Raw genomic sequence first — 19,777 nt, forward strand, 5'->3', positions numbered from 1 at the left:
CGCAGTGCGCGGAATTGTTGACAGGTCGCCTCCGCCGCCTGCACATTTGGCGTGAGATTTCATTAAAGATGTAGTGTCACGCAGAGCGGGTTGAGGACGACATGAACGACGTCTTCGTTTCCTACAAACGGGAAGACAAGGAGGTCGCCCGCGCCTTGGCCGAGGCGCTGACCAGCCGTGGTCTGCACGTATGGTGGGACGTTGATCTGTTGCCCGGCGACCGCTTCGCCGATGAAATCCAGAGCGTCATTGCGCAATCAAAGCTGACCGTTGTTCTGTGGTCTGAGCGGTCGGTTCTGTCGACCTGGGTGCGGGCCGAGGCGCGCGTGGCGCTTGAGACATCGCAGCTGTTGCCGGTGCGCCTGGATCGTGCCGCGATCCCGCTGCCGTTCAATGATCTGCATACGCTGGATTTGACCGGGTGGGACGGGTCGGCGGGGGCGGCTGATCTTGCGCCGTTTGTCGCCGCTGTGGCCAAACGGTTGGGCGTGCCCGAGGCAGTACCGGCACACGCGCCCGAGGCGCAGCGCCGTTTGCACGACCACGATGACGAGGCCGCGATCTGGCGCAGCATCAACAGCCACAAGGATTTGTCTGCGGATGAGTTGAACATTTATCTGCGGCGCTACCCGAACGGGCTGTTTGCAGAATTGGCGCGCATCCGGCTGGCGCAGCTGCGCCGGTCGCGGTGGTGGCGTCGCCCCATCGCCTGGGCCAGCGGGATCGCGGCGGTTCTGGCCCCGGTCACGATTGTGGTGGCGTTGGTGTTGGACCTGCCCGCGTTGAACGCAGTGTTGGGCGGGTCGGATACGGCGACCGAGGCGGACGCCGCTCTGAGCGTGTCGGCGGCTGCACCGGCTGCCTTGCCGCGTGCGTTGTCCCCGTCCGAACGGGCGGCGTTGCGCGTGGCGGATGATGGGGTTTTGAACATCGCGCGCGCGCCTTCGCTCGTTCCCATTTTCATTGAGCCGTTTTTTAGTGAGGAACCAAGGCTGGTCTACGAGGAAGACCAGCCTGTGCGCCGCGCGGCGATCCTGTCTGCGCTTGGTCTGGACCAGAGTGAGAGTGACGCGGTGCGGGGTGCCGTTCTGGACGCAGCCGTGGACAAGGTGGTCACCGCGTATCGCATGCGGTTGCCGGGCACCATGTTGCGCGGTCTGCCCCTGGTTGCGCCGCCGCTGCGGTCAGTGGCCGCGGGGCGTTCGCAACCGCCTGACGCGCTGACCTGTGACCGGCCGGAAGACTTTTTGCACTTTCACCGGACCTATGCGGAAGCGATCACGATCTTTCGCGCCGTTTACCTGGGCGCATTTGGGGTGAACGACATCTTTAGTGAGCAGGTGGCCTATACCAATGCGCCGTCCTGGGCCGATGGCAAAAGGGTTTCTTTGCCGCTGCCGCAGCCGTCCTATGCGCAGGAGATGGGCCTTGATCTGTTCTTGAAAAGCGGAACGGTTGCAGATGTGACCCCGCGTCTGCTGGCGGAGATCGAGGAGATGGACCCGGCATGGCGCGAGCGGATCGCGCGATTTGCCCGTGACATGCTGGCCTATCGGACCGCGTATACCGAGCTGATCGTGTCCTCTGGTCGCGCGTTCTATAACCGTGTTTACCGGACGGAGGCGGTGGATCGGGTGCCCAACCCGTTTGGCTGTACGCAGACCGCACAGCACATGATGTCCGTTGAGTTTGAGTTTCGGTGCGATGGGACGGGCATGTCCTGCTTCCCGCACACATGGTTTTACCTGAGGGATCCCGAAACGGATGGGGTGCCGCGCCCGGCGGCCTATCCGGGGCTGCATCAGGCCATCGTGATGTTCTGGCATCGGCGGGCGGATGCGGGGACCGATGCGCAGATGAAAGCCCTTTTGGAGCAGGTGGCAGATCTGGGAACGGGCGCACCGCTCGATTTTCGGGAGATTGATCGCGCCATTCGCGCCGGAAAAGTGGCGGAGTAAGGCTAGTCCGCCACGCAGGCGTCGAAGCTGTCGATGTCGCGGTCTGTGCTGATCTTGTCAGAGCAGGCGGTGACCTTTTGCACGCAGGTCACGTCGAGTTTGGGGAATTGGCAGGTGGTCATCGCCGCAAGGAGGGCTTGCGCGGCGGCGTCCTCCCATTCCTGTCCGGCGGCCGCCCCTTCGATGGTGATGCCAAGCGCGTGGGCGATGGGGGTGCCTGCGCCGTCCATGGACCATGTCGCACTGTGGGTGGAGCCGTCGGCGAGGGTGAAGGTCGCGGTGAGTGCGGGCGCTTCGATCAGGTCGTGCAGGGTGCCGAAGGCGGGGGCGGTGCCCTCGCCATGCCAGAGCCGGTCGCGCAGGGTGCGCCCCTGGGTTGCGCCGTATTCGACGATGCGGCCCGGTTCGGACCGTGCCTCGATGGATTTGGCGTTGAAGCCTTCGGGGGTGAGGGTGGCCACCGGGCCTTCGGTTGCGAAGTCGGGGCCGTCCTCGGGCAATGTGAAGAGGGCGTAGACCCGGCCCACGGGGTTTCGGTAGAGGTGCAGTTGCGTGCCATCCTCGGCCTCTGTCACCGCGGCGCGGGTGTCAAAGCCGTTGAACGGGTCGGAGAAGCCGTCGACCGTGCGCCATTCGGCCTGGGCCGCGCTGCCCATCAGGCAGAGTGCTGCCCCGACAGCCTTAGCTGTCTTCATTCAGTGTCCCGCCGTCCCATTCGCCCGTCGCTTCCTCGCCCGTGGCGTAGCGCATGGTGCCGGTGCCCTGGCGTTTGCCGTTCTGGAAGGTCCCTTCGTAGACGTCGCCGCTGGCATAGGTGGCGATGCCCTGGCCGTTGATCTCGCCGTCCTGCCACTCGCCTTCATAGGTGAAGCCGGAGGTCATCACGATCTTGCCCGTGCCGTGGCGCTGGCCGTCGTTGAATTCGCCCGTATAGACGGTGCCATCGGGGTAGGTGGCGACACCCATGCCCTGCCGCTTGCCGTCGACCCAGGCGCCTTCGTAGCGGTAGCCGTCGGCATAGGTCATGATGCCCTGCCCGTGGTTGCGGGCGTTCTTGAAACTGCCCTCGTAGGTGATGCCGTTCGGGTAGGTGATCTTGCCTGCCCCCTCGATCACGCCGGCGATCCACTCGCCTTCGTAGACCGAGCCGTCGGTATAGGTGATCTTGCCCGTGCCCTGGGGCAGGTCGTCGACGAAAGCGCCCTCGTAGACAGAGCCGTCGGGGTAGGTGACGCGGCCCGTGCCCTCGATCTGGCCCTCGGCCCATTGGCCGATATAGCGGTAGCCGTCATTGCCGATGAACGTGCCCTGGCCGTGGCGGCGGTCGTCGGTGAACTGGCCGTCATAAACGTCGCCGTTGGCGTAGGTCACACGGCCCTTGCCCTCGCGCTTGCCCGAAACCAGATCGCCCTCGTAGACGTCGCCATTGGGCTGGGTGAGCGTGCCGGTGCCGTCGATCTGGCCCCCGGCCCAGAGCCCGACATAGACCAGCCCGTCGGGCGTGGTCAGTTTGCCCTCGCCCTGGCGCTTGCCCGCGTCGATCTGGCCGTCATAGACCGAGCCGTCGGGATAGGTGATCACGCCCATCCCCTGTTTGATGCCGTCGATCCAGTCGCCGCGGTATTCGTAGCCGCCGGGCGACTGCATGGTCCCCTTGCCGTGGTGCTTGGCGTTGCGGAACTGGCCCTCGTAGCGGACACCGTTGGCGTAGATCGCCACGCCCTCGCCCACGATGGCGCCGGACTGCCATTCGCCCTCATAGGTGCCGCCATCGGCGAAGGTGATCTTGCCAAATCCTTCGGGTTTGCCCTTGGAAAAGGTGCCTTCGTAGATGGAGCCGTTGGGGAAGCGCGCGGTGCCTTCGCCCTTGATCTCTCCGTCCACCCATTCGCCGGAATATTCGTAGCCATTGGGCAGCCGGTAGGTGCCCTGCCCGTGCTGGAGGCCGCCGCGAAAGGTCCCCTCGTAGACGCCGCCATCATCGTATTGCTTGGTCAGTACGGCGCCCGATTGGGCCAGTGCGATACCCGGCAACAGGCATAGGCAGAAGATCAGACCGCGGACGGACATGGCTCACCTCTCAGATTCGTTGGCCTGCCCTTGTCCCTGGCAGGCGCCGAAAGGTTAAGGCAGGGGGCGGCGGGGGGCAATGGGGTTGGCGCGGACGTGATCCAAAGGGCGCTTGCGGCGGTTGATCTGGTTGATGCGCCTGCGGCGGGCGATCTGGTTGACGCGCCTGCGGCGGGCGATCTGGTTGGCGCGCCTGCGGCGGTTGATCTGGTTGGCGCGCCTGCGGCGCGACGCCATCTATTTTTTTCTGACGAGGGGGCTGTCTGCCCCCTCGAGCTCCCCCGACCGTATTTGCAAAGAGAAGAAGGGGCAGGGCGGCTTTGTCGCGGGTGGGTTTTCACTGGCGTGCTTTCTGCTACATCACGCGGGACGTTGAAGGAGCCACCTCATGGCCGATAGATTTCGCATTACCCTTGGCCAGTTGAACCCGATCGTGGGCGATATTCCAGGCAATGCCGCCAAGGCGAAGGCCGCCTGGGAGGCGGGGCGCGCGGCGGGTGCCGATCTGGTGGCGCTGCCCGAGATGTTCATCACCGGCTACAATGCGCAGGACCTTGTGATGAAGCCCGCCTTTCACACCGCCGCCATGCGCGCGGTCGAGGCGTTGGCGGAGGAGTGCGCAGATGGGCCGACCCTGGCCATCGGCTGTCCGTGGACCGAAGGGGCGGAGCTGTTCAACGCCTATCTGATCTGTCGCGGTGGCAAGATCGTCAGCCGGTTGCTCAAGCACAATCTGCCCAACGAGACCGTTTTTGACGAGGTGCGCATCTTTGATGCCGGTCCCTTGGGCGGCCCCTATTCCGTGGGCAACACCCGCGTCGGCAGCCCGATTTGCGAGGATGCGTGGCACCCGGAGGTGTCCGAGACCTTGCAGGAGACCGGGGCCGAGTTCCTGTTGGTGCCCAACGGCTCGCCCTATTATCGCGGCAAGTACGAGACGCGGCTGAACCACATGGTCGCCCGTGTGGTCGAGACTGGCTTGCCGCTGATTTACCTGAACATGGTGGGCGGTCAGGATGACCAGGTGTTCGATGGTGGCAGTTTCGCGTTGAACCCCGGTGGGGCGCTGGCCGTGCAGCTGCCCGTTTTTGACGAGATTGTGGCCCATGTCGATCTGGAGCGTGGGGCGGATGGTTGGCGCGTGGTTGAAGGGGAGAAGGTACACCACCCGGATGAATGGGCGCAGGATTACCGCGTGATGGTCACTGCCCTGCGCGACTATTGTGGTAAGGCCGGGTTCAAGAAGGTGCTCTTGGGGATGTCGGGCGGTGTGGATTCCGCGCTGGTGGCGACCATTGCCGCGGATGCGCTGGGCCCGCAGAACGTGCGTTGCGTGATGCTGCCGTCGGAATACACCTCGCCCCATTCGCTGGAAGATGCGGAAGCCTGTGCCACCGCCCTTGGCTGTCACTATGATTACGTGCCGATTGCCGAGACGCGGGCGGCGGTGGCATCGACCCTTGCGCCCCTGTTCGAGGGGCTGGAGGAGGGTTTGACCGAGGAGAACATCCAGAGCCGCATTCGCGGCCTCTTGCTTATGGCGCTGTCCAACAAGTTCGGCGAGATGCTCTTGACCACCGGCAACAAGTCCGAGGTCGCCGTCGGCTATGCCACGATCTATGGCGACATGGCAGGCGGCTACAATCCGATCAAGGATCTGTACAAGACCCGCGTGTTCGAGACCTGCCGCTGGCGCAATGCCAATCACCGCGATTGGATGATGGGTCAGCCGGGCGAGGTGATCCCGGAGCGGATCATCACCAAGCCGCCGAGTGCGGAGTTGCGGGAGGATCAGAAGGACAGCGACAGCCTGCCCGATTATCCCGATCTGGATGCGCTTTTGGACATTCTGGTGGATCAGGACGGGTCGATTGCAGACTGCGTTGCAGCCGGGTTCGATGCGGATGTGGCGCGCAAGGTGGAGCGGTTGATTTACCTGAGCGAGTACAAGCGCTTTCAATCAGCGCCCGGTGCGCGACTGTCCCGGCGTGCGTTTTGGCTGGACCGCCGTTATCCGATTGTGAACCGCTGGCGCGATCCAAGCTGAGGGGGGCGGGGTGACCCCCGCCCGTCTTTTTACAGCATCAGTTGGTAGCTGTGCGCCTCATAGCGGTAGCCGCCTTCGCCGTTCTGGACGACGTAGCCGATGCCAGGCCAGGGCATGTGGTAGCCGATGAAGGCCGTGCGGTCCGTCGCCATCATGTCGAGCAGTTGCTTGCGCGTTGCGGCGGCGGCTTCCTTGTCCATGTCGAAGCGGACCTCCCAATCGGGGTGGGCGAGGGACCAGACGTAGTGGTTGGCAAAGTCCGCGCCGATCACCAGTTGGGTGCCGCCATCTTCGACCATATAGACCATGTGCCCTGGTGTGTGCCCAAAGGCGGCCATGGCCGTGATGCCGGAGGCGGGTGAGCCGCCGTCGTCGAGCATGGTCATCTGTTCGGCGAGAGGCGCCACCTTGCCGTCGAAGTTCTCGTTGTCGGTGCCGGACCATGCGTCGAATTCGGCCGCACCGGTGACATAGGCGGCATTGGCGAACGTGGGTGTGCCGTCGGTGGAAAGGCCGCCGATGTGGTCGCCGTGCATGTGCGTGATCACCACCTTGTCCACCTGGTCCGCGGTATACCCCGCCGCTTCGATCGCGGCCACGGTGCCTGCGCCCGAAAGGCCGGTGTCGAAGAGCACCAGTTCGGAGCCGTTGTTCACTAGTGTGGGCGTGAAGAAGAATTGCGCCGCGTCCGTGGACAGGCCCGCGTCCGCCGAGACCGCGTTGAACGTATCGGCATCCACGTTCAGGCCGAAGATGCTGTGCGGCCCTTCGACCGAGCGGGTGCCGGCGAGCAGGGTCGTGACCTCGAAGCTGCCGACCTTGACCCGGCGGTAGGGCGCTTGGGCCACGCCGAGCATGGGGGCGGCGGCCCGGCTTTGCGTGGCTGTGGCGGCCGCCAGGGGCAGGGCGGCGGCGCTCATCAGGGCCGTACGGCGGTTGAATTTGGGGGGTGTGGACATGGGTGTTATCCTTCCTGTCAGACAGTTGATACATAGGGCGCCTGCGTCATAGTCACGTGACCAGGTGCGAAGGTGGGTGTTCATTTTTGCGAGAGGTCGATGGCGGATTTGAAAACCAAAGTGGTGGAGACGCCGTTTTCCGATTGGGTGAACGGGGTGGAGCCAAACGCGCGTCGGGATGAAGCCCGGGCGCTGGATGCGCTTTTTCGCGACGTGTCGGGGTTTGCTCCGCAGGTCTGGACCGGCGGCATCGTGGGCTATGGGGCCTATGATTACACCTATGCGTCTGGGCGGACGGGGACGTGGCTGGCCACCGGGTTTGCCCCGCGCAAGGCCAGGCTGAGCATCTACATCATGCCGGGTTATGCGGATTTCGGACCTCTTCTCGACCGGCTTGGGCCGCATGCGAAGGGCAAGTCCTGTCTGTACATCACGCGGCTTGCGCGGGTGGACCTGGCCGTTCTGGGTGAGGTTATCGCTGCCGGTCTGCGCGATCTGGCGACGCACTGGCCCGTGCGGGACCGCGCATAACTGGACAAGTTGCGGTCCCTGTGACAAGGCAGGCGCAACGTTCGGAGACACCCATGACCACCACCCGTTTTGCCCCGTCGCCCACCGGATACCTGCATATCGGCAACCTGCGCACGGCCCTGATGAACTACCTGATCGCCCGCAAGGCGGGCGGGACGTTTATCCTGCGCATCGACGACACCGACCCCGAGCGGTCGAAGGACGAATACGTTGATGCCATCAAGCAGGATTTGGACTGGCTGGGCCTGCATTGGGACCGGGTCGAACGGCAGTCGGAGCGGCTGGACCGGTATGTGGCGGCTGCGGATCACTTGCGCGGCATTGGCCGGTTTTACGAGGCGTTCGAGACACCGACCGAGCTGGACCTGAAGCGCAAGAAGCAGCTGAACATGGGCAAGCCGCCGGTTTACGACCGGGCGGCGCTGGATTTGAGTGATGAGGAGAAGGCCGCGCTGCGGGCCGAGCGCGGGCAGGGGGTATGGCGATTCAAGCTGGATCACGACCGCATCGAATGGGCCGATGGCATCATTGGCGATGTGAGCATTGATGCGGCGAGCGTCAGCGACCCGGTGCTGATCCGGGGCGATGGGCAGTTTTTGTACACCCTGGCGTCTGTCGTCGATGACACCGAAATGGGCGTGACGGATGTGGTGCGCGGGTCCGATCACGTGACCAACACGGCGACCCAGATCCAGATTATCGAGGCGCTGGGCGGGTCGGTGCCGCGCTTTGCCCACCATTCGCTGCTGACGGGGCCGCAGGGTGAGGCACTGTCGAAGCGGTTGGGCACACTGGCCTTGCGCGATCTGCGCGCAAATGGCGTTGAGCCGATGGCGGTTCTGAGCCTGCTTGCCCGGTTGGGCTCATCGGATCCTGTGGAATTGCGGATGGACATGGAGGGGCTGATCGACGGGTTTGAGGTTGGCCGGTTTGGCACCACGCCGACCAAGTTCGATGTGGCGGATATTGATCCGCTCACAGCGCGGTATCTGCAGGCACTGCCGGTCGAGGCGGTGGCGGATGAACTGGACGCGGCGGGTGTGCCTGCGGATCAGCGCGAGGCGTTCTGGTCGGTGATCCGCGAAAACATCGCGACGCGTGGGGATATCGCCACGTGGTGGGCGCTGTGCCGTGACGGTGCCGAGCCTGTGATCGAGGAGGACGACGCGGAGTTTGTCGCCGAGGCCATGGCGATGTTGCCCGAGGCGCCGTTCAGTGCGGAGACGTGGGGTGCCTGGACCGGCGCCGTGAAGGCCGCGACCGGCCGCAAGGGGCGTGGGTTGTTCATGCCCTTGCGCCTGGCCCTGACCGGGCAGCGGCACGGGCCGGACATGGCGTCGCTGATGCCGCTGTTGCAGGTTGTGAAGGCCCGCGCATGATCCTGGCGGGGGGCGCTTTTGGACAGCGGCCCTCCGGGGGGAGTTTTACGGGCCAAGTGAAATGGGCACATGGTGGCTGAGGGGCAGGCGAAGTTCCTGTCAGGGTCGCTTCTGCGCCATGTGACGGTGATGTCGCTGACCTCGACCGTCGGGTTGATGGCCGTATTCCTTGTCGATTTTATCGACATGGTTTTCATTTCCATGCTGGGCAAGGCCGAGTTGGCCGCCGCCGTGGGCTACGCGGGCGCGATCCTGTTTTTCACCACGTCCTTTTCCATCGGCATGGCGATTGCCGTGGGCGCTCTGGTGGCGCGCGATCTGGGCGCAGGCAACGTGGAGCGGGCGCGGCTGCGCAGTTCGCATGGACTTGCCTATGGCGTTGGTTTTGGTGTGCTGTTTTCGGCGTTCGTGTGGTGGAATATTCCAACCTTTGTCCGTTGGATTGGTGCGGAAGGCGAGACGGCGGCGCTGGCCGAGGGCTATCTTGCCATTATCATCCCGTCGCTGCCCTTTCTGGTCGTGGGCATGATGGGCAGCGGCATTCTGCGTGCCCATGGCGATGCGCGCCGGGCGATGATGGCGACGATTTGGGGCGGGGGCGTGAATGCCGTTTTGGACCCCATACTGATCTTTGGTCTGGGGCTCGACTTAACCGGGGCGGCGCTGGCGTCGGTCGCGGCGCGGGTGGCGATTGCGACAGCGGCCATTCTGCCGATCCTGCGGCATCATGGGGGTCTTCCGCGTCCCGAGGTCGTGGGGATGCTGCGCGATCTGCGCCCGCTTGTGACCATTGGCTTTCCCGCGATCCTGACGCAGTTGGCCACGCCCGTGGGCCAGGCCATCGTCACCCGGTCCATGGCGCAATACGGGCTTGAGGCCGTGGCGGGCATGGCCATCGTGGGCCGTTTGATGCCGGTGTCCTTTGCCGTGATCTTTGCCCTGTCCGGCGCCGTTGGTCCGATCCTGGGCCAGAATTTTGGCGCGGGGCGGCATGACCGGGTGCGGGCCGGGTTCAATGCGGCGCTGATCTTTGCCGGGTCGGTGATCTTTGTCATTGCGGCGGTTTTGTTCGTGCTGCGCGGTCCCGTTGCGGACCTGTTTGATGCGCGCGGCGTGACCCGTGATCTGGTGTTCCTGTTCTGCGGTCCCTTGGCGCTTTTGTTCTTTTTCAACGGCGTGCTGTTTGTGGCCAATGCGGCGTTCAACAATCTGGGCCACCCGTTCTATTCCACATGGATGAATTGGGGGCGCAACACAGTTGCCATGATCCCGTTGGTATGGGTCGGCGGACAGCTTTACGGAGCCGAAGGTGTGCTGATCGGGCAGGCGGTGTCGGCCGTTGTCTTTGGGGCCGCCGCGTGGGTGCTGGCCCGACGCGTGATCGCAGCTGAGGGCGGAAACGTGACGCGCGACAGCTTTGCGCGCGAGGGGCGGCTCTTGTCCCTATTGAACCTGCGCAAGTAGGCGGTCGGTCAGCGCCTGTTCCTGTGGCGTCAGGGTTTGCGCACGCGGGTAGAGCGGCGCGCCGCGGTCGTCCTGAATGGCTGTGTCCCAGCCGTCGGTCGTGGCAAAGAAATGTTCGGCCCCCGCCTGTCCGAATTCGCGCACAAACCCTTGTACCACCACGTCGAGATAGCTGAGCAGGATGCGGTGATCGCCGGCCGGTCGCTTTGCATCCGGCGGCACTTGGTAGACGGCGATGTCGCTGGCGTTGGCCTCATGTGCGACCGCGTGGGTGGCATTGATCCGGGTGTATCCGGTTTCGCGCAGGTCGAGTGCCGCCCAGTCTGCCTGCGGGACGGAGGCGATCAGGCCGTCGATACTGTGCCCCGGTGCCTCTTGCACCGACAGGAACACCACGTTGCGCCGGTCCGTGCGCACCCAGGCACGCCGCCAGCCGTTGAGCGTGGCCGCTTGCGCCTGCGGGTAGGCGTGTGTGGCACGGTTGACAAGGCTGCCGTAGCCAAAGAACCAGGGCGTCATGCGTCGGACATCAGGTCGGCAAAATGCGCCGCAAGCGTGTCCCAGACGTCTGGTGAGGAGGCGGTGAGCAGGTAGCCTTCCTTGATCGACGCGTTGTAGTCCGAGCCGTCGAGCATCGCGGCCTTGCCGCCTGCCTGCTGGCAGATCAGGACACCTGCGGCGTGGTCCCAGCTGTTGAGCGTGCTGGATAGCACGAAGTCCACCGCGCCGGTGGCCGCAAGCCGGTATTCGTGGGCCGAACAGCGCAGGCTGCCGATGAAGGCCAGCGCGCCCACCTTGGTCCACATCAGCGCTTGGTCCGCCGGTGTCATCAGCCGGATATGGGCGTAGCCCGCAAGCTGGTTCAGCGGTTTCGTGTTGGCGGTGTGGATGGGTCGGATCCGCCCGGTCTGTGTCAGCCATTGGGCGGGTGAGGTGTTGTCGGCCATGATCAGGTCGTTGCCGACGGGATCGTAGATCAGGCCAAAGACCGGCACGCCAAAGCGGCAGACCGAGACCATGGTGCCGAAGAGCGGCATGTTCTTTGCAAAGTTCCAGGTGCCATCGACCGGGTCGATGATAAAGGACAGCTCAGCCTCAGCCACGCCGTCCAGCAGTTTGGGGTTGGCCGACACTGCCTCTTCCCCGATGACGAGCGCGTGGGGGAAGGCCATTTGCAGGCCGCGGGTGATCATGGCTTCGGCTGCGGTGTCGGCTTGGGTGACCAGATCCGTTTCGTCCCGTTTGGTGTCGATCTCGCCTGCGTCGAGGCGGCGGAAGCGGGGCATGATCTCGGCCTTTGCGGCGCGGCGGATCAGGTTGATGATCTGTGTCTTTTGCGCCTGTGTCAGCGGGGCGGTGACGGGCATGGGCAATTGGTCGGTCATAAAATGGTCCTTGATTCCATGGATCGCCGCCGGTGTGCCATGTCTTGCTGCACTGCCGCAACGTACCTTATTCGCGCCCCCGCAGTACCTGGGCGGGGCGTGCGGCCAATGGCCCCCAGGCAAAGGCCAGCCCGGCCAGAAGCGTGGCCGTCACGCCGCCGATCACGATGGCGAGCGCCGAGGGCCAGATGACGGTAAAGTCGGTGTCCATGATGTAATAGCTGACCGCCCAACCGCCTGCGATGCCCGCCGCGAGCGCGACGGCGCCAGCGCCAAGGCCCAGAAGGGCCGCGCGGGTGGCGAAGCTGATCAGGATGCGCTGGCGCGTTGCGCCCAGGGTTTTCAGGACCGCCGCCTCGTATGTGCGGGCTTGGGTGCCCGCCGCAGCGGCCCCGATCAGGACGAGGAACCCGGTCAGGAGCGTTGCGCCTGCCCCGTAGGATGTGGCGGCGGCGAGGCCGGAGAGCACCTCGCTCACCCGGTCGATGGCGTCGCGCACGCGGATGGCCGTCACGTTGGGATAGGCGTTGGCGATGTCGCGCAGGATCTGGGTTTCTGCCCCGTCGGTGGCATAGACGGTCGAGATGAACGTGTGCGGTGCGCCTTGCAGGGCGGAGGGGTTCATGGACAGGATGAAGCCGATGCCGGCGGTGGAAAAGTCGACCTCGCGGAACGATGTGATCGTGCCGGTGATGTCGCGGCCCAGGATGTTGATGGTCATGCTGTCGCCGAGGGACAGGCCCATTTCCTCGGCCTCTTCCGCGGCGAAGCTGATTTGCGGATCGCCTGTGTAGTCTGCGGGCCACCAGTCTCCTGCGGTGATGCGCGTGTTTTCGGTGGGCGTTTCGGAATAGGTGATGCCGCGGTCGCCGGACAGGACCCAGTGATCGCCTGCGACGTCTGCCGCCCGCTGGCCGTTGATCTGGGTGATGATGCCCCGCAGCATGGGCGCGCTGTCGATGCGGCTGACAGCCGGGTCACTTTCCAGCCGCTCGGTATAGCCGGGCATCTGGTCGCGCTGGATGTCGACGAAGAAATAGCTGGGCGCGATGTCGGGCAGATTGCCGGTGATGGCGTTGCGCAGGTTGCCGTCGATCTGGCCCACGGCGGCCAGCACCGACAAGCCCAGGCCGAGGGACAAGACCACAGACGCTGCCCCTTCGCGCGTGCCGGAAATGGCGCCAAGCGCCCAGCGGAGGGCGGGCCGCCCCTTGGCCCGTGGGGCCGCGCGTTTCGACAGCCAGCGGATCAGGACGGCGGCAAGCGCCAGTAGGCCGAGGGCAAAGGCGATGCCCCCCGATGTCCAGAGTGTCAGCCACCATGTGCCTGAAAAGAGGCCCGCCAGCCCGATCAGCGCGGCAAGGCCCGCGCCGATCCAGATGAGGTAGCCCGCGCGTGGCAAGAGACGCGCCTTGTCCAGTGCATCGCGGAACAAGGTCGCTGCGCGCACATCCTCGGCCCGGGCAAGCGGCCAGAGGGTGAACACAAAGGCGGTCAGCAGGCCGTAAATCGCCGCCTCGATCAATGGGGCGGGGAACAGGGTGAAACTGGCCGGGATCGGCAAACGTGCTTCGATGATCGGGGCGAGGAGCAGGGGGACGAACGCCCCAAGTAGCAGTCCGATGGCGATGCCCAGCAATGACAGGGCGCCGATCTGGATGAAATAGGTCTGGAAGATCGTGCTGCGCTCGGCCCCCAGAGTGCGGAGGGTAGCGATCACGGATGTCTTGCCTGCAAGATATGCGCGCACGGCTGCTGACACACCGACGCCACCCACGGCGAGGCCCGACAGGCCCACCAGCACGAGAAACGCGCCCAGTCGGTCCACGAACTCGGATACGCCCGGCGCGCCGTTGCGCGCGTCGGTCCAGCGCATGCCCGTTGCTTCGAATTGGTTGCGCGCCTGTCCCTCGAGCGCGGCAAGGTCGGTGCCGTCGGGCAGGTCGAGCCGGTATTTCGAATTGAACAGGGTACCCGGCGCCAGAAGCTGCGCGTTCTCAAGCGCGGTGCGCAGCACGATGGTGCGCGGGCCGAGGGCGAAGCCGCCTGCGGCACTGTCGGGTTCGCGGGCGAGCGTCGCCATCAGCACGAAGTCCTGCGTGCCAAGGCGGAACGTATCGCCGGTGGCCAGCCCGAGCCGGTCAATCAGCGCGCGTTCCATCACCGCGCCGGGCAGGCCGTCGGCGCCCGCCAACGCGTCGGGCAAGGACATGGCAGGGTCCAACTCGACGGCCCCGATCAGGGGATAGGCGCCGTCGACAGCCTTGATCTGTGTCAGGCCGCGCTCTGTCTCGCCCTCGCGTTCGACCACGGCCATGGAACGGAAATCTGCGATTTCCGATACGCTCGTGGCCACGCTGTCCATCCACGCGCGCTCGTCCTCGGTCGCGAAGCGGTAGGTGAAGTCCAGTTCGGCATCGCCGCCCAGCAGGGCCGCGCCCTCGCGCTGCAGCCCCGCCTCGATGGCCGCGCGGACCGATCCGACGGCGGCGATGGCAGCCACGCCAAGCGCAAGGCAGGCCAGAAATATGCGGAACCCGCGCAGGCCCCCGCGCAATTCACGCCGGGCAAAGCGGGCAGAGGTGGCAAGGGTCATTCGGCGGCGGCCTTGACCGGGGGTTCGATCCGCCCGTCGGCCAGGCGGATCACCCTGTCGCAGCGGGCCGCCAGATCGGGCGCGTGGGTGACCAGCACCAACGTGGCCCCGTGCCGGTCGCGCAGGGCAAAGAGCAGGTCCATGATCGCCTGCCCGTTGGCGCCGTCCAGATTGCCGGTGGGCTCATCCGCCAGCAGAATATCGGGCCGTGTGACCAGCGCACGGGCCAGCGCCACGCGCTGCTGTTCGCCGCCTGACATCTGGCTGGGGTAATGACCGCTGCGATGGGCAAGGCCCACGGCCTCAAGCTCCGCCTCTGCCCGATCAAAGGCGTCACGCGCGCCCGCCAGTTCAAGCGGTGTCGCCACGTTCTCAAGGGCCGTCATGGTCGGGATCAGGTGAAAACTTTGGAACACGACGCCCATGTGATCGCGCCGAAAGCGGGCCAGTGCGTCTTCGTTCATCGCCGTGAGGTCCTGGCCAAGTGCCATCACGGTGCCGCCGGTGGCCCGTTCCAACCCGCCCATGATCATGAGCAGTGAGGACTTGCCCGACCCCGATGGGCCGACCAGCCCTACCGTCTCGCCCTTGCCAATCTCAAGCGTGATGCCGTGCAGGATATCGACCTGCCCGGCATTGCCATCCAGGCTGAGCGCCGCATTATTCAGGGACAGGACTGGATCGGACATCGTTGGCGGCCTTTATTGTCGTGTACGGGGTGATATGGAGATCGGATCAGCATGGGCAAGGTAACAGGTGCAATTGTCATAAGTCTGTGCGCTGGCATGGCTGCGGCCGAACCGGTGACGATTGCGGCGCTGGGCGACAGTCTGACGCAAGGCTATGGGTTGCCCATCGAGCAGGGTTTCGTGCCGCAGCTTGAGGCTTGGCTGGATGCGGCGGGACACGAGGTGGATGTCATCAATGCAGGTGTGTCGGGCGATACGACCCAGGGCGGGCTGAGCCGCGTGGGCTGGACCCTGACGTCCGAGGTGGATGCGATGATTGTCACGCTGGGGGGCAATGACCTGTTGCGCGGGATCGGACCTGAGGTGAGCCGCGCCAACCTCGAAGGTATCGTGCAGGCCGCGACCGATGCCGGGGTGGAGGTGTTGGTGGTCGGTATGCAGGCGCCCGGCAATTACGGGCCAGAGTACAAGCAGGCCTTTGACGCGATGTATCCCGAGATTGCGGAGGCGTATGGCACGCTCTACCTCGACAGCTTTTTCGCGGGGCTTGGTGGGGCTGGGACAGACCCGGCAGAGGTGCGCGGCTTTATGCAGGCGGACGGCATTCATCCCAATGCCGAAGGTGTGGCGCGGATTGTCGAGGGGATTGGCCCCAGTGTCGAAGCCCTGATCGCGCAGGTCGAGTGAGATGCCTGGGCGGTTTTTCCTGACTGATCCGGTGTCGGACCTGACGGGCGCGCTGGGTGTTCCAGCGGGGACAGTCGGCAACGAACCCGCCCGGCAGAACATTGCGCCGGGGCAGGAAATCATCGTCTTCGACGGAGCGTTGACCCGTATGCGCTGGGGCATCGTGCCGGTGGGCCGCGTCAACGCCCGCGGCCGTCCGGTGATGGAGCAGATCATCAACGCCCGGTCCGAGACGGTGTTCGACAAGACCGCCTTTGACGGCGTGGGGCGCGCGGTGATCCCGGTGAACGGATGGTACGAATGGACGGGTGAGAAGCGCAAGAAAACCGCGTGGCGGATCGCGCCGAAGGGCGGCGGGTTTCTCTATTTCGCGGCGATCACGGATGTCTGGACTGCGCCGGGCGGTTTGCAGGTGTCGCAAGTGGCTGCGGTCACGTGTGAGCCGAATGCAGATGTCGCGCCGATCCATCACCGCATGGGTGTGCTGCTTGAACCTGCGGACCTCAATACCTGGATGGGCGAAGACCTCGATGCTGTGAAGGCGCTGATGGTCCCCTGGCCGGTCGGTCGGTTGCAGATCGAGGAAGCGGTCGGTGTGAACTGGGACGGCCCGTGATCCAAAGGCCGCTGCGCGACACCATTGTTTATTGGGGGCTCTGCCCCGTCGCTGACGCGACTCCCCGAAGTATTTTCAGCCAGAAGAAATGGGCACGCCTTCGTCAGTTAAGCGCTGCCGCGTCCCTCCTCTCTGCTTCAGAAAATCCCGCCTCTTGCCTGATAGACGGCTTTGCAGCCGTAAGGGCCGGGTCAAAAACAAAAGGCGGCGCACAATCAAGTGCCCCGCCGCAAAACCCGTGTCGTAGCTGGTTTATGCCAGTGCGATGTTCACCGCGCTTTCGCGACCGTCGCGGCCCGCTTCGAGGTCGAAGGTGACCTTCTGGTTGTCGGCGAGGCCCGTGAGGCCCGAACGCTCTACGGCCGAGATGTGAACGAATACGTCTTTGCCACCCGATTCAGGTGCAATAAAGCCGTAGCCTTTTGTGGTGTTGAACCATTTGACGGTGCCGTTTGCCATCGTCCTTACTCCTTTGGGGGCTGCCCGCGACATGCGGCAGCTGTGGCGTCGTCATAAGATCGAATGACTGAGCCGAAAGGAGCAGTGGGTCGATAGATGATGTAGCAAGGCGAGATATGGCACCGCTTTGCTGTTTTTCAAGGGTTTCTGGCTGAGCTGCGTCGTACCGGCAAAGTGCCGCTTCTTTGTGCAGGGGCTGGGAAACGGCGGGCCACTCCTTTTTTACCAGTTGATAAAATTTTGGACCTGTGAGAGCGTTTTGCGGGAACACATCTTGCAAACGGGGTAGCCATGAAGCCATCTCCTTTCTCACCCGGTGTTGCGGCGGGTCGCCTCGACGATGGTGCCTACGCTGACAACTTTTCGGACCTGCATCCTGCCATGGACCCACATGAGGCGCTGGTGGCGGCAGATCGCTGTTACTTCTGTCATGACGCCCCCTGCATTACCGCCTGTCCGACGGAGATCGACATTCCGCTCTTCATTCGCCAGATCGCGACCGGCACACCGGATGCGGCGGCCAAGACGATCTTGGGCCAGAACATCATGGGCGGCATGTGCGCCCGTGTTTGTCCGACAGAGACGCTGTGCGAAGAGGCCTGTGTGCGCGAGTTGGCCGAGGGCAAGCCGGTCAAGATCGGGCAGCTTCAGCGCTATGCCACCGACCATTTGCAGGAGAAGGGCATTCATCCGTTCATCCGCGCGGATGCCACCGGCAAGACGGTGGCCGTGGTTGGTGCGGGGCCTGCGGGCCTGTCCTGTGCGCACCGTTTGGCGATGCTGGGGCACGATGTGACCGTCTACGATGCGCGGCCAAAGCCCGGTGGGCTGAATGAATACGGCATTGCCGCCTACAAGACGCCCGAGGGCTTTGCGCAGGCCGAGGTGGACTGGCTGCTGCAAATCGGTGGCATCACGATCAAGCACAGCACGGCGCTGGGGGCTGATGTGACCCTTGATCAGTTGGCAAGCGACTTTGACGCGGTGTTCCTGGGTATGGGGCTGGGCGGGGTAAACGCGCTCGCTTTGGAGGGGAACGACAAGGACGGTGTTTTGAACGCCGTCGATTTCATCGCTGATCTGCGGCAGGCGCCTGACATGGGCGACTTGCCGGTGGGCCGCGATGTCGTGGTGATCGGTGGTGGCATGACCGCCGTTGATGCAGCTGTGCAATCCAAGCTGCTGGGCGCGCTGAATGTAACGCTCGCCTATCGCCGCGGGCGGGACCGCATGAATGCAAGCGTGTTTGAACAGGACCTTGCCGCGTCAAAGGGTGTGCGGATCATGACCCATGCCGTGCCGCGTGCGATACATGGAAACGGCGCGGTACGTGAGATCGAGTTTGAATACTTCAATGACGACATGACCGGCACGGGCGAGACGGTGCGCATTCCGGCGGATCAGATCCTGCGTGCCATTGGCCAGACTTTGGACGGTGACGCGCTGCCCGATCTCGAGGGTGGCAAGATCGCCGTCACGGGTGCGGGGCGCACGACAATGGACGGTGTCTGGGCCGGGGGGGACTGTGCGGCTGGTGGTGATGACCTGACTGTGACGGCTGTGGCCGAGGGCCGGGATGCGGCCATGGATATTCACGCAAGCCTGATGGGCTGAGCGGAGGGAGAGAACGATGGCAAATCTTCAAAGTGACTTCGTCGGGATCAAATCCCCCAACCCGTTTTGGCTCGCATCGGCCCCGCCGACGGACAAGGAATACAACGTCCGCCGCGCATTCGAGGCCGGGTGGGGCGGTGTCGTCTGGAAGACGCTGGGGTCCGAAGGGCCGCCCGTCGTCAACGTGAACGGCCCGCGTTATGGCGCGATTTATGGGGCGGATCGGCGCCTGTTGGGTCTGAACAACATCGAGTTGATCACCGACCGCGACCTGTACACCAACCTTGACGAGATCAAGCGCGTGAAGGCCGATTACCCCGACCGCGCCATGATCGTGTCGATCATGGTGCCCTGCGAGGAAGAGGCGTGGAAAGCCATCCTGCCGCTGGTCGAAGACACCGGCGCCGACGGGATCGAGCTGAACTTTGGCTGCCCGCACGGGATGAGCGAGCGGGGCATGGGATCGGCTGTGGGGCAGGTGCCCGAATACATCGAAATGGTGACCCGCTGGTGCAAGCAATACTATTCGAAGCCGGTCATCGTGAAGCTGACGCCGAACATCACAGACATTCGCAAGCCTGCCGCCGCGGCCCATGCCGGAGGCGCGGATGCCGTCAGCCTGATCAACACGATCAACTCGATCACGTCCGTGAACCTCGACACCATGTCGCCGGAGCCGTCGATTGACGGGCGCGGATCGCATGGGGGTTATTGCGGTCCGGCGGTCAAACCCATCGCCATGTCGATGGTGTCCGAGATTGCGCGCAACCCGGAAACCCGCGGCTTGCCTATCTCCGGCATCGGCGGCGTCACCACGTGGCGCGATGCGGCGGAGTTCATCACCCTGGGCTGCGGGAATGTGCAGGTGTGCACCGCCGCCATGACCTACGGCTTCAAGATCGTGCAGGAGATGATCAGTGGTCTGTCGGACTGGATGGACGAAAAGGGCCACGCCAGCATCGACGACTTCAAGGGCGCCGCCGTGCCCAATGTCACCGACTGGCAGTTCCTGAACCTGAACTACGTGGCCAAGGCCAAGATCAATCAGGACCTGTGCATTTCGTGCGGGCGGTGCTTTGCCGCGTGCGAGGACACCTCGCACCAGGCGATTTCGATGTCCGATACCCGTGTGTTCGAGGTGATCGACGAGGAATGCGTGGCCTGCAACCTGTGCGTCAACGTGTGCCCGGTCGAAAACTGCATCACGATGGAGGAGATGGCAGCGGGCACCACCGACCCCAGGACGGGCAAGGTGGTCGAGCCGGACTATGCCAACTGGACCACCCACCCGAACAACCCGGCGACCACGGCCGCCGAGTAAGG

General features: G+C 64.4%; 18 protein-coding genes. 9 read left to right on the top strand and 9 right to left on the bottom strand.

Annotated features, from left to right (window positions below; all coding sequences use genetic code 11):
• The first annotated feature begins 101 nt into the window (after positions 1–101).
• Positions 102–1,958: a toll/interleukin-1 receptor domain-containing protein gene (locus tag BWR18_RS19025; RefSeq protein ID WP_076629969.1), complete on the top strand. Its 1,857-nt coding sequence runs from the start codon at positions 102–104 to the stop codon at positions 1,956–1,958.
• A 2-nt stretch (positions 1,959–1,960) separates the two neighbouring features.
• Here the strand turns inward: BWR18_RS19025 and BWR18_RS19030 are convergent, their stop codons facing one another.
• From BWR18_RS19030 to BWR18_RS21805, 3 genes are read right to left on the bottom strand one after another with little or no spacing between them, the layout of a single operon-like run.
• Entirely contained in the window at positions 1,961–2,653 is a 693-nt protein-coding gene (locus tag BWR18_RS19030; protein ID WP_157598842.1) for a hypothetical protein, read from the bottom strand.
• Positions 2,640–4,028 (bottom strand): MORN repeat-containing protein, encoded by a 1,389-nt coding sequence (locus tag BWR18_RS19035; RefSeq protein WP_076629971.1) that lies wholly within the window; start codon positions 4,026–4,028, stop codon positions 2,640–2,642. Before BWR18_RS19035 ends, BWR18_RS19030 begins: the two co-directional genes overlap by 14 nt.
• A 54-nt stretch (positions 4,029–4,082) precedes the next feature.
• Positions 4,083–4,265 (bottom strand): hypothetical protein, encoded by a 183-nt coding sequence (locus BWR18_RS21805; protein WP_157598844.1) that lies wholly within the window; start codon positions 4,263–4,265, stop codon positions 4,083–4,085.
• Positions 4,266–4,416: 151 nt separating this feature from the next.
• On the opposite strand from BWR18_RS21805, the gene BWR18_RS19045 reads away from it, so the two are divergent.
• Entirely contained in the window at positions 4,417–6,075 is a 1,659-nt protein-coding gene (locus BWR18_RS19045; protein WP_076629973.1) for an NAD+ synthase, read from the top strand.
• Between the two features lie 29 nt (positions 6,076–6,104).
• Here the strand turns inward: BWR18_RS19045 and BWR18_RS19050 are convergent, their stop codons facing one another.
• Positions 6,105–7,034, bottom strand: coding sequence for an MBL fold metallo-hydrolase (locus tag BWR18_RS19050; protein ID WP_076629974.1), 930 nt, complete (start codon positions 7,032–7,034; stop codon positions 6,105–6,107).
• A gap of 99 nt (positions 7,035–7,133) precedes the next feature.
• Here BWR18_RS19050 and BWR18_RS19055 point away from each other — a divergent pair, with 99 nt between their 5' ends.
• The 3 genes from BWR18_RS19055 to BWR18_RS19065 all read left to right on the top strand — a co-directional run bounded on the left by BWR18_RS19055 (position 7,134) and on the right by BWR18_RS19065 (position 10,408).
• Complete coding sequence (locus BWR18_RS19055; RefSeq protein ID WP_076629975.1) at positions 7,134–7,565, top strand: DUF1801 domain-containing protein; 432 nt, start codon at positions 7,134–7,136, stop codon at positions 7,563–7,565.
• Positions 7,566–7,618: 53 nt separating this feature from the next.
• Positions 7,619–8,944, top strand: coding sequence for a glutamate--tRNA ligase (gltX, locus tag BWR18_RS19060; RefSeq protein ID WP_076629976.1), 1,326 nt, complete (start codon positions 7,619–7,621; stop codon positions 8,942–8,944).
• A 72-nt stretch (positions 8,945–9,016) separates the two neighbouring features.
• Positions 9,017–10,408, top strand: coding sequence for an MATE family efflux transporter (locus tag BWR18_RS19065; RefSeq protein ID WP_076630429.1), 1,392 nt, complete (start codon positions 9,017–9,019; stop codon positions 10,406–10,408).
• Here BWR18_RS19065 and BWR18_RS19070 read toward each other — a convergent pair.
• The 4 genes from BWR18_RS19070 to BWR18_RS19085 form a co-directional block, all read right to left on the bottom strand.
• Positions 10,388–10,927, bottom strand: a complete 540-nt coding sequence (locus tag BWR18_RS19070; RefSeq protein ID WP_076629977.1) for a gamma-glutamylcyclotransferase family protein — start codon at positions 10,925–10,927, stop codon at positions 10,388–10,390. The two genes, BWR18_RS19065 and BWR18_RS19070, sit on opposite strands and share 21 nt — an antisense overlap.
• Positions 10,924–11,793, bottom strand: a complete 870-nt coding sequence (locus tag BWR18_RS19075; RefSeq protein ID WP_076629978.1) for an inositol monophosphatase family protein — start codon at positions 11,791–11,793, stop codon at positions 10,924–10,926. Before BWR18_RS19075 ends, BWR18_RS19070 begins: the two co-directional genes overlap by 4 nt.
• 67 nt (positions 11,794–11,860) lie before the next feature.
• Positions 11,861–14,389, bottom strand: coding sequence for an ABC transporter permease (locus BWR18_RS19080; protein WP_076629979.1), 2,529 nt, complete (start codon positions 14,387–14,389; stop codon positions 11,861–11,863).
• Entirely contained in the window at positions 14,386–15,078 is a 693-nt protein-coding gene (locus tag BWR18_RS19085; protein WP_076629980.1) for an ABC transporter ATP-binding protein, read from the bottom strand. The genes BWR18_RS19080 and BWR18_RS19085 overlap by 4 nt, the downstream gene beginning before the upstream one ends.
• Before the next feature lie 96 nt (positions 15,079–15,174).
• On the opposite strand from BWR18_RS19085, the gene BWR18_RS19090 reads away from it, so the two are divergent.
• Together BWR18_RS19090 and BWR18_RS19095 are read left to right on the top strand one after the other, a co-directional pair.
• Positions 15,175–15,765, top strand: a complete 591-nt coding sequence (locus BWR18_RS19090) for an arylesterase (RefSeq protein ID WP_254684904.1) — start codon at positions 15,175–15,177, stop codon at positions 15,763–15,765.
• 1 nt (position 15,766) lies between these two features.
• Positions 15,767–16,381 carry an SOS response-associated peptidase gene (locus BWR18_RS19095; RefSeq protein WP_076629982.1) on the top strand — a complete coding sequence of 205 codons (615 nt, stop codon included), beginning with the start codon at positions 15,767–15,769 and terminating at the stop codon, positions 16,379–16,381.
• 252 nt (positions 16,382–16,633) lie between these two features.
• Here the strand turns inward: BWR18_RS19095 and BWR18_RS19100 are convergent, their stop codons facing one another.
• Positions 16,634–16,840 carry a cold-shock protein gene (locus BWR18_RS19100; RefSeq protein ID WP_039685727.1) on the bottom strand — a complete coding sequence of 69 codons (207 nt, stop codon included), beginning with the start codon at positions 16,838–16,840 and terminating at the stop codon, positions 16,634–16,636.
• Between the two features lie 291 nt (positions 16,841–17,131).
• On the opposite strand from BWR18_RS19100, the gene BWR18_RS19105 reads away from it, so the two are divergent.
• Both BWR18_RS19105 and preA read left to right on the top strand, forming a co-directional pair.
• Positions 17,132–18,454, top strand: coding sequence for an NAD(P)-dependent oxidoreductase (locus BWR18_RS19105; protein ID WP_076629983.1), 1,323 nt, complete (start codon positions 17,132–17,134; stop codon positions 18,452–18,454).
• 16 nt (positions 18,455–18,470) lie between these two features.
• Positions 18,471–19,775 carry an NAD-dependent dihydropyrimidine dehydrogenase subunit PreA gene (preA, locus tag BWR18_RS19110; RefSeq protein ID WP_076629984.1) on the top strand — a complete coding sequence of 435 codons (1,305 nt, stop codon included), beginning with the start codon at positions 18,471–18,473 and terminating at the stop codon, positions 19,773–19,775.
• The last annotated feature ends 2 nt before the right edge of the window (positions 19,776–19,777 follow it).

The sequence above is a fragment of the Tateyamaria omphalii genome (assembly GCF_001969365.1).
GTDB lineage: Bacteria > Pseudomonadota > Alphaproteobacteria > Rhodobacterales > Rhodobacteraceae > Tateyamaria > Tateyamaria omphalii_A.